At 73.0% G+C, this 10,032-nt stretch carries 8 protein-coding genes; 3 read left to right on the top strand and 5 right to left on the bottom strand.

Going from position 1 to position 10,032, the window contains the following annotated elements:
- The 5 genes from HMPREF3159_RS15940 to HMPREF3159_RS15920 form a co-directional block, all read right to left on the bottom strand.
- A partial coding sequence (locus tag HMPREF3159_RS15940; RefSeq protein WP_168165446.1) for a tyrosine-protein kinase domain-containing protein occupies positions 1-1,523 on the bottom strand: 1,523 nt, incomplete at its 3' end.
- A gap of 137 nt (positions 1,524-1,660) precedes the next feature.
- On the bottom strand, positions 1,661-2,536 hold the full coding sequence (locus tag HMPREF3159_RS15935; RefSeq protein ID WP_070502187.1) for a glycosyltransferase family 2 protein: 876 nt from the start codon (positions 2,534-2,536) through the stop codon (positions 1,661-1,663).
- A complete protein-coding gene (locus HMPREF3159_RS15930; protein ID WP_070502186.1) occupies positions 2,523-3,797 on the bottom strand; it encodes a lipopolysaccharide biosynthesis protein in 1,275 nt (424 codons plus the stop codon). The genes HMPREF3159_RS15935 and HMPREF3159_RS15930 overlap by 14 nt, the downstream gene beginning before the upstream one ends.
- Positions 3,790-4,857 (bottom strand): polysaccharide pyruvyl transferase family protein, encoded by a 1,068-nt coding sequence (locus tag HMPREF3159_RS15925; protein ID WP_070502185.1) that lies wholly within the window; start codon positions 4,855-4,857, stop codon positions 3,790-3,792. The genes HMPREF3159_RS15930 and HMPREF3159_RS15925 overlap by 8 nt, the downstream gene beginning before the upstream one ends.
- Entirely contained in the window at positions 4,854-6,347 is a 1,494-nt protein-coding gene (locus HMPREF3159_RS15920) for a tyrosine-protein kinase domain-containing protein (RefSeq protein WP_070502184.1), read from the bottom strand. Before HMPREF3159_RS15920 ends, HMPREF3159_RS15925 begins: the two co-directional genes overlap by 4 nt.
- 196 nt (positions 6,348-6,543) lie before the next feature.
- On the opposite strand from HMPREF3159_RS15920, the gene HMPREF3159_RS15915 reads away from it, so the two are divergent.
- The 3 genes from HMPREF3159_RS15915 (at position 6,544) to tdh (ending at position 9,973) form a co-directional block, all read left to right on the top strand.
- Entirely contained in the window at positions 6,544-7,668 is a 1,125-nt protein-coding gene (locus HMPREF3159_RS15915; RefSeq protein ID WP_070502183.1) for an O-antigen ligase family protein, read from the top strand.
- Between the two features lie 31 nt (positions 7,669-7,699).
- On the top strand, positions 7,700-8,653 hold the full coding sequence (locus HMPREF3159_RS15910; RefSeq protein ID WP_070502182.1) for a PHP domain-containing protein: 954 nt from the start codon (positions 7,700-7,702) through the stop codon (positions 8,651-8,653).
- 252 nt (positions 8,654-8,905) lie between these two features.
- Positions 8,906-9,973 carry an L-threonine 3-dehydrogenase gene (gene tdh / locus HMPREF3159_RS15905; RefSeq protein WP_070502181.1) on the top strand — a complete coding sequence of 356 codons (1,068 nt, stop codon included), beginning with the start codon at positions 8,906-8,908 and terminating at the stop codon, positions 9,971-9,973.
- The last annotated feature ends 59 nt before the right edge of the window (positions 9,974-10,032 follow it).

The raw sequence follows: 10,032 nt of genomic DNA, 5'->3' as shown, positions 1-10,032 counted from the left end.
GGACGGTCGCCGGTGGCCTCCTCGGCCCCCAGAGCCTCCTCGCTCCGGTGCTCGGACGACTCCGAGGGGCGGGCCTCCTCGGGCCAGGCCTCCGCGGGACGGTCCTCGGCGGGCACCACGCTCACCGCGGGCTCGGAAGACTCCTCGCCGGGGAGGTAGGTGTAGACGTCGCGGACGTCCCGCGGCGCGTTGTTCACGACCACGCCGAGCACCCGGGCGTCGACAGAGTCCATCTTCGCGAGCGCCTCGCCGAGCTGCTGCTTCTTGACCCTGTCGCTCTGCGCGACGACCAGCGATCCGTCGACGAAGCGGGAGAGCGCCACGGCATCGGTCACGGCGAGCAGAGGGGCGGTGTCGACCACCACGTAGTCGTACGCCTCGGAAGCCGCCTCCAGCAGCGAGCGCATCGCCTCGCTGCCCAGCAGCTCGCTGGGGTTCGGGGGGATGGGGCCCGAGGTGAGGACGTCCAGCCCCGCCGTCTCCAGCGGCTGGGTCACGTCGTCGAGCTCGACATCGCCGATCAGCACGGTGGTGAGGCCGACGGTCCGCTCGAGGCCGAGCTCCGTGGCGAGAGAGGGACGGCGCAGGTCGGCGTCGACCAGGAGCACCCGGCCCCCGGCCTGGGCGAGCACCTGGGCGAGGTTGATCGCGGTGCTCGACTTGCCCTCGCCGGAGAGCGAGGAGGTCACCAGGAGGGTGTTCATCCTGTCGGCAGTGAGCATGAAGTGGAGGTTGGTGCGCAGCTCGCGGTAGGCCTCCGCCTGCACGCTGCTGGGCTTCTGCGCGGCGATCAGCGCCACGTTCTGCGAGGAGTGGACCGAGGGGATCGAACCGATCACCGGCAGGTCGTACAGGGCCTCGATGTCGGCAGGGCGCCGCACCCGGTTGTCCAGGAAGTCCCGCACAACGGCCGCCGCCAGTCCGGCGAGCAGCGTGAGCAGCACGCCGAGGGCGAGGTCGCGGGGGATGTTCGGCGACGCGGGGGAGCTCGGCGTCGCGGCGGCGGAGATCTCGGTGAGCTCGACGGTCGAGGGGACGGCCTCCAGCCCCTCCTCGGTGGTCCCCGTCGCGGCTGCCTCCTGCGTCGGCGCCTCGAGGGCCGAGACCTGCGTTCGCAGGCTCTCCGAGGTGGCGTTCGCGATGGCCGAGGCGACCTCCGGGTCCACCGATGAGGCGGTGATGTCGATGATCAGCGTGTCCTCGGGGATGGTGGTGCTGATGCGGTCGGCGAGCTCGTCGGCGGTGAGGTCCAGTCCGAGCTCCTCGATCACCGGGTCGAGCACGATCGGCGTCTTCGCGAGATCGGCGTAGGTGATGATCTGCTGGCTGGCGAAGTTCACGCCGCTGCTCCGCTCGGAGACCGAGCCGCCCGCCTCCGTCTGCACGAACACGCGGTTCGTGGCGGTGTAGGTCGGGGTGCGCGTGAGGGTGAGGGTGCTGACGACCGCCAGCACGAGCACGGCCGCGATGGCGGCTGTGCTCCACCGCTCCTTCAGGATCGTCAGATACTGCTGCAGCTCCACGGGAGTCCCCTCGTCCGGATCGATGTGCTCGGGCATCTCGGGTGCGCACCGGCCAGCCGGTCTCGGCTGTCTGTCGGTGGTGCCCCTCACCCCGGCTTGAATCTACCCCACTCTGCCCCGGTTTGGGTAGATTCGCCCTAAATGTCTGATTTCAGACCGAGTGGGAGGTCCCGCACGGTGCGGAGCACCAGGCGCCGGGCCACACGGGCGACCATGACCGCCTCCGCGGCGAGGAACTGCGAAAGGGAGAGCACCCCGTCGCGCCGCAGCAGCAGGAAGGTGCGCTGCTCGCCGGCGATCATCTTCCAGATCCTGCTGGACAGGCCGCTGGTGCCGAAGGGGTCCTTGTGGAAGTACGCCAGCGGTGCGGGCACCGAGAGCACGTCGCCGAGGGCGGCGACGCGGATCCACACCTCGTAGTCCTCGGCGTAGAACCGCCCGGGGGTGAAGCGCACCGGGAGGTCGCGGCGCAGGAGCACGGAGGAGGTGGTGTGCGGATTGCGCACGATGTGGTGCCCCATCCCCAGGCGCACCGGCGCCGGCACGGGACTCGGCAGCGGCACGGGGGAGGGGTCGTCCTCGGGGAGGACCAGGGAGTGCGTGCTGATCATCAGGGTGGCGGGGGCGAGTGCGCGCGCCTGCAGCTCGAGCCGTCGCGGCTGCCAGGAGTCGTCGCTGTCCAGGAAGGCGATCCACTCGCCCCGCGCCGCCTCCCAGCCGCGGTTCCTCGCCGCCGCGGGCCCCTGGTTCCGCTCCTGCTCCAGCACCCGCACCGGGAACGGGAGGGACTCCGTCTCCAGCGCCCGGAGCGTCTCGCGCTCCTCGGGCGCCGAGCAGTCGTCGACGACGACCACCTCGAGCGGCAGCAGCGTCTGCGCCGCGATCGATCCCAGGGCGCGCCCGATCGTGTCGGTGCTGTTGAAGTGCGGGATCACCACACTCACGGAGAGCTCGGGGACGCGCTGCTCCTCGCCCTGTCGACGGGTCTCGGGGTGCGGATCAGTGAGGGACATCGGAGACCACCCTTCGCGCGGTCAGCAGGAGTCGTGCCGTGACGAAGCGGACGAGATAGGCGCCGGTCATGGAGAGGATCCCCACCAGGACCCACTGCGTGGTGCCGATCAACGTGGCGAGCGCGAGCGGGAGGGCCGCGCCCACCAGGGTCGCGATCGTGGTGAGGAGCTGGCTGCGGTACCAGTTCAGGACCAGCAGCACGGTGGAGTTGAGATAACCGAGGATGCACAGCGCCGCGGTCAGCCCGAAGGCGAGCAGCTCCAGCGGGCTCGCCCCGAAGGCGTCGCCGTAGACCAGACGCAGGAACGGGTCGCCGAGGAGCACGACGGCCACGACCACGGGGCCGGCGACCGCCCCCAGGAGCAGGGTGTGGCGCCCCATCGAGCGCAGCAGCGAGGCTGCGCCCTCCTCGGCGAGATGGCGGCGGTAGGTGGTGATCAAGATCGTCTGCGCGCTGGCGCCGAGGAGGTTCGCGGCGACGATCAGGTAGGCGGCGGCCGTGAAGCGGCCGACCTCCGGCGCGCTCGTGTGCGCCCCGAGGAACCACACCGGGATCGAGGCGACCAGGCTCATCAGCCCGGTCGAGGCCGTGATGGGAAGCGCGGCGGCGAGCAGCCGGCGCACGCCGACCTCCTCCTCGGCCTCGAGCACGGACCGGCTCGGGCGCGAGAGCACCAGGGCGACCAGGCCCAGCACCAGCGAGACGCCGCCCACGCACGCCAGGAGCACGCCGATGGGCGCCGACAGCGAGGCGGCGACGGAGATCGCGGCGACAGTGGCGACCGCGCCGACGCTGGTGAGCGCGCCGAGCGCCGTGAAACGCCCCTGGCGCTGGAGGCGGGCGAGAGCCAGCTCGGACAGCCCGTCCGCGACCTTCATCACCGCCATGCCGAGAAAGATGCCCCAGAAAGGCGCCGCGACCAGGCAGTACACCGCCAGGAGCGCGAAGGCGAGGGCGAGTCCGCCCACCCGCCATCGCAGGAACGTCCCCCAGCGCGGCGAGCCGGCCAGGGAGACGTAGACGTTGCGCAGTCCCAGTCCCAGGAAGATGAACAGCGGGGTGGCGCCGGCCAGGACCACGGAATACTCGCCGAGGCCCGCGGCGCCGTAGGTCGCTGCGATCAGCCAGACGATGAACCAGTGGGAGATCCCGCTGCCGATCGTCCCGCCCAAGATCAGCAGGAAGCTCCCGGCGCGGGCGAACAGGCCGGGCGAGCGTGCGGGCGGCGCCTCGGCGGGGGCGGTGCGCGTTTCAGGCATGGGCCATCTGCCCCAGGTAGACGCGCTCCGCGTGGCGGATGTACTCCTCCGGCTCCCGCAGCGGAGCCCGTTCCGGGCAGAGCGCCGCCTCGAGCGCCTCGGACAGGTCCGGAGCGTGCACCGGCACGCAGACGGCCGCGTCGCCGGAGATGTCCTCGACGAACGCGCGGCACTTCGCGTGGTGGTCGAGCATCAGGAACCTGCCTCCGGAGAGATAGGCGACGATCGCGCCGTGCAGGCGCTGGCTCAGCACCAGGGAGGCCGAGCCGAGCATCGCCGCGGTGCGCTCGAGGCCGATCTCGAGGAAGCTGCTCGTCGTGCACTCGACCCCCTGATCGCGCAGCGCCGCGGCGAGTGCGCGGACCAGCTGCTCGTCCCCGTTGCGGGGGTGCCCGTTCAACGCCAGGAGCCGCACCGGGGCGGGCAGCCCGCGCAGCCGCATGGCGCGGCGTGCCTGGAGCACCTGCTCGGCGAGCAGGTCCACGTCGGCGTCGGCGGCCGCGGAGGGGCACACCACCAGTCCGGAGCGCTCGTCGTCGGCCGCCCGGGTGATCAGCGGGCTGAGCGCGGCGAGGTCCCCGCCCTGCTCGATGCCCGCCGGCGGGCCGTCGACCGGCTCCGGCAGAAGGGGGAGGTCCTCCTGGAGGAGGGTCCAGGAGTCGTCCCGGACTACGATCCGCTCGAACTCGCCGAGGTACTGCTTCACGTCCTGTCGTGCCTGCTCGTCGGCGAACGGGCCCACCGAGACGCCGAGTGCCTGCACACGGTCAGGGCGGAGGCGTCGGCGGAGGGCGTCGACCCCGGACACGTCGGTGAACACGGAGCCGCCGCAGTACGCGAGCACGTCGGCGCGGCGCAGGATCCGCAGGGAGTGCGCGGCGCGGACGAGCGCGCCCAGGGGGCCCGTGGTCGCATGGCGGCCGAGGTCCCTGGTGGTCAGGGCCAGGATCTCGGAGGATCCCGGCCACAGCTCCTCCCGACGGCGACGGACGGTGTCGAGGAACAGCTGGTCTCCGAAGTTCCCCCAGCCGAAATAGCCGACGACGGCGATGGTCTTCACGCTTCACTCCTTGTGGTGGACGCATGCCGGGCGCTCCCGGAGCTCGTTCCCTTCGGGTCTGTTCCCGCCGTGACGGTGCGGCGACGCCGCCCGGTACGGGGGCCCGCACCGGCCGCCACGGCCGAGCCGGGGACGGCGCCGGCGGTCGTCGCCTCCGGGGGCAGCTCGTAGTAGGTCTCCAGGTCGCCGCGCGGGACGCGGTTCAGGACGATCCCCAGCGCGTCCGCGTCGACGAGCTGAAGCTTCCGCAGGGCCAGGGAGAGCTGGACGCTGCGGACCCTGCCGCTGCCGGCGACCAGGAGCGTCCCGGACACCTGCTGGGCGAGGGTCGTGCTGTCGCTGAGCGCGAGGACGGGCGGGGCGTCGATCAGCACGATGTCGTAGCGGTCTGCGGCATCGCGCAGCAGCGTCGTCATCCGTAAGCTGTCCAGGAGCGCGCCGGGGTTCTGCGGGCGGGGGCCGCCGGCGAGGACGGAGAGGCCCTCGAGCGCCGTGGGCTGGACGAGCGTCGTCCAGGCCGCGCCGCCCCGCAGCGCGGTGCTGAGCCCGTCGCGATGACCGAGCCCGAGGCCGTGGTCCGTCCACGTGCCGCGCAGGTCAGCATCGATCAGCAGGGTCCGGTGCCTCTCGCGGGCGAGGGTGGAGGCGAGGTCGAGCGCGGTGCTGGTCGCGCCCTCGCCGTGCACGGCGGAGGTCACCAGCAGGGTGCGCAGCTCGGTGCCGAGTCCGAGGTGGCGCAGCGTCGTGCGCAGGCCGCGGAGCGCCTCCGCGCGCCGGCCCTGCGGGGCGACGTCCTCCAGCGGCAGGAACGGCGGCTCCCCGGAGCGGGCCTCGGGGATCGAGGCGAGCAGCGGGCGCTCGGTGAGCGCGGTGAGGTCCTGGGCGTCCCGCACCCGATCGTCGAACGTGCCGCGCACGAGCGCGACAGCGATCCCGGCCGCGACCGCGGCGAGCAGGGCGAGGCCGAGCAGGAGCGGCAGGTCGGGGCGTGCGGGATGCTCCGGAGGGAGCGCCGGCGCGACGGTCGTCAGGTGGATCGGGGAGGGGCCCGAGGCGGACTCGAGCCCGGACACCTCGGTCCTCAGGCTCGCCGCGACGAGGTTCGCGATGCGCGCGGCCTGCTCCGGGTCCGTGTCCTCCGCCGAGATGGTGAGCAGGAGGGAGTCCTCGGGGATCTGGACCGTGAGCACGGAGGCGAGCGAGTCCGCGTCCGTGTGCAGATCGAGGGCCTCGATGACGGGATCGAGGACGAGCGGGGAGGTGGCGAGATCGGCGTAGGTGGTGATCCGCTGCACCGCGTAGTCGGAGGCCTCCGTGCGGTCGAACACGTCGCCGGACGCGCCGGTGCGCACGAACACGCTCGCGGAGGCCTGGTAGACAGGGGTCTGCACCCAGATGGCCGCGGCGGCGGCTGCGAGCACGAGCAGCGAGGTCAGCAGCGCGGTGCGCCATCTCTCCTGCACGAGCGCGAAGCGGCGCTGAATCGTCATGGGTCTCCCCGCTCCCGGTACGCGGTCGGGCGGGGATCCCCCCTGGCCCAAACTGCTCAAATCGGACATACTGGTCACGTTCAATCTAGCCCATCCCACCGTGGATGAGTAGATCGGGCCGACCACTGATGCAGGAGGGGCTCCTCGAGCTCCGGCGTCGCCGAGCCCGAGAGAGGTCACAGTGCAGAGAACCGTGATGAAGGAGCATGCCGAGAAGAGCTCCCGGCTCCCCCCGGCGGAGACGTTCGTCCTCATCGCGGCCGCGGCATGGACGGTGTACGTCGCTCTGACATGCCTCCGGCTCGAGGGCGGTGCCGCCGAGGTGCTCGCGACGTCCTGGCCGTATCTCGCCTTCGCCCCGATGCTCGTGGCAGGGGCGGTGCTGGGTCATGTCGCGAAGCGGGGCGTGCTGCCCCTGGTGGTGTCGCTCCTCGTGGTCGCTCCTGCGCTGGCGCTGCTGCTGGGCGTGCCCTCCTACGTGAACGCCCTCGCCGCGGCGGGGGTCCAGCTCGTGGCGCTCGGCGCGCTGATCCTCGAGGGCAGCGCGGGCGCCGGGGTGCGGGGCCTGCGCGGGGCGCCGATGGTGCGGACCCGGGACCCCGGCGACGTCGCCCTCGGGGGATGGGACCGCGCGCAGAACGCCTGGCGCCGACAGGTCGTCCAGGTGATCGGGGCCTGCATCGCCGTGCTCGGCGCCGTCCTCGCGACCAACGCCAAGGCGGGCCTCGCCACCCTCGCGGTGGTCCTGCTGGCCGCCGCGCTCGCCGCCTGGGGACGCCTGCACCTCTCCCGCCGCACGATCGTCGGCCTGGGCCTCGGCGTCGTCGGGCTCGCAGCCCTGCTCGTAGTGGTGCTCGGAGTCGTCGGCCGCTGGCCCTCCTGGATGACCGGACCCCAGTCGCTGAGCAGCGCGCGGCACGCGCTGTGGCGGGACGCGCTGACGCTGTTCGCGCAGCACCCGGTCCTCGGGGGCGGGCCCGGCGCGTTCTCGGAATGGTCGGGCATGGCGGAGTACAACCCGCTGCTGTACGCCGCGCACTCCTCGGTCCTCCAGGTCGCCTCGGAGCTCGGCGCGGTGGGCGTGATCCTGTTCGCGGCGATGCTGGCCGCCGGGACGGTCCTGGCCGCCCAGCGGGGGCGGGGTCGTGCCCTGATCGGCGTCGCCGCATGGAGCGCCCTGGCCGTCCACTCGATGATCGACCACCTCTACGAGTTCCCGATGGTGGTGCTGCTGGCCGGGATCGTGATCGGCTGGCCGGGGGCGCGCCCGGTCCGCCGCGCCGCGTCGCCGCCCGGTCCCGAACCTCGGCCCGGCCGCTGACGAGCCCTGCGGCCTCTGGCACCCTGGCCCCATGACCTCCCTTCCCGTCGGCCTGCCCGCCGACAGCCACGTCCACAGCGAGTTCTCCTGGGACACCGGCGGTCCGGACTCCGCCGCGCGCGGCACCATGCGAGCGACCTGCGCGCGGGCCGTGGAGATCGGGCTGCCCGCGCTGTTCTTCACCGAGCACCTCGACCTCGAGGACGCCTGGTTCACGGATCTGGAGGACTTCGCCGACCACGAGCGGCACCTGGTGGGGGCCGATGGCGTGGTCGCGGTGCCGCGCTTCGACGTCGACGGCTATCTCGAGGAGATCGACCGCTGCCGCGCCGACTTCCCGCAGCTGCGGATCGGCACCGGCCTCGAGTTCGGCCAGCCGGGCCTGCGGCTCGACGCCGCCCGCGCCCAGCTCGACCTCTCCGCCTTCGACCGCATCATCGGCTCGCTCCACACGGTCCCGCTCGAGCGCCCGTCGGCCGACGGGGAGCCCGCCGGCGAGGAGCAGTCCGCCGACGGAGCGCGGTCCGCCGACGGGGCGCTTCCCCCGCGCTCGGAGCACCGCGCCGAGCCGAACACGCTGTTCCTTCGGCGTCCCGCCCTCGAGGTGATCCGCGACTACCTCGCCGAGGTGCCCGCGCAGGTCGCCGGCGAGGGCCCGCACGAGGTCGTCACCCATCTCGACTACGCGGTGCGCTACTGGCCCGAGGGGGTCGAGGGCCCCTTCGACCCGCGCCCGCTCGAGGAGGAGCTCCGCGGGGCGATGCGCGCGATCGCCGCGAGCGGGCGCGCGCTCGAGATCAACACCCGCCGCCTGCGCCCCTGGATCCCGCAGTGGTGGGCGGAGGAGGGCGGGGAGGCGATCAGCTTCGGCAGCGACTCCCATACCCCGCTCGCCCTGGCCGCGAACTTCCCCGAGGCGATGGCGCTGGCGGACTGGGCCGGCTTCCGCCCCGGCCGCGACCCGCGCGAGCTCTGGCGGCGCTGAGCCCGGGGTCATCTGCGGGGCCGCTGGGACCGTCGTGACCTCGAGGGCCGCTGTTCCCGATGCGGCCGCGGCCCGTCGCGGTCGCCGTCGCGGCGGACCGTCGCTGGCTTCGCCCTCTCCGACCCGCACCGTATCCTCGTCGCGTCGGTCCACACCCCGGACCGTCGGCCGTCCCGGCGCGGGCCCCACCCCCGTCCCGCCCGATCGACGTGCCACGCACAGCTCCCGCGCGGAGCAGGACGAGGAGGTCTGATGCGCGCACTGCGCAAGGTCGCGCCCGGCGCGGGCCTGGAATGGACGAGGGTCGACGAGCCCGACTGCGGGCCCTGGGACGTCAAGGTGCGCGTGCTGCGCACCGGGATCTGCGGCACCGACCTGCACATCCTCGCCTGGGACTCCTCCGCGGAGGCGATGTGCGACACCGTCCCTTTCACCCCCGGCCACGAGTTCTACGGCGAGATCGTCGAGGTCGGCTCCCAGGTCGACGACGTGCGCGTCGGCGACCGCGTCTCCGGCGAGGGGCACGTGGTGTGCGGGACCTGCCGCAACTGCCGCGCCGGACGGCGCCAGATGTGCAATCGCGTCCGCTCCGTCGGCGTGCAGCGCGACGGCGCCTTCGCCGAGTACGTGTCCGTCCCGCACGAGAACGTGTGGGTCCACGAGCACGACGGCGGGCAGGAGCTGATCAGCCCCGAGCTCGGCGCCGCCTTCGACCCGCTGGGCAACGCCGTCCACACCGCACTGAAGTTCCCGCTGGTGGGCGAGGACGTGCTGATCACCGGCGCCGGCCCGATCGGCCAGATGGCCGCGGCCGTGGCCCGCCACGCCGGCGCCCGCTACATCACCATCACCGACATCTCCCCGGAGCGCCTCGCGATGGCGGAGGACTGCGGCGCCGACGTCGTCCTGGACGTCTCCACCACCCGCGTGCTCGACGCCCAGCGCCGGCTCGGCATGCGCGAGGGCTTCGACGTGGGCCTGGAGATCACCGGCCAGGCCCGCGCCCTGCAGGAGATGATCGAGAACATGAACCACGGCGGGAAGATCGCGCTGCTGGGCCTGCCCTCGCGGCAGTTCGAGATCGACTGGACCGCGGTCGTCACCCGCATGCTCACCCTCCAGGGCATCTACGGCCGCGAGATGTACGAGACCTGGAACGCGATGTCCGCGATGCTCTCCACCTCCCGCACCCTGCGCACCGCCATCGAGCGCACCATCACCCACGTCCTGCCCGCCGCGGACTGGGAGGACGGCTTCGCCCTCGCCCACGAGGGGAAGGCCGGCAAGGTGCTCCTGGACTGGAGCGACGTCGGCGACTGACCTCGGCCGGTCGCCGTCCCTGCAGCCCGGCGCCGGCCCTGCAGCCCCCGCGCCGGCCC

Source organism: Brachybacterium sp. HMSC06H03, from assembly GCF_001807385.1.
GTDB lineage: Bacteria > Actinomycetota > Actinomycetes > Actinomycetales > Dermabacteraceae > Brachybacterium > Brachybacterium conglomeratum.
This window is presented reverse-complemented; position numbering and strand designations above follow the sequence as displayed.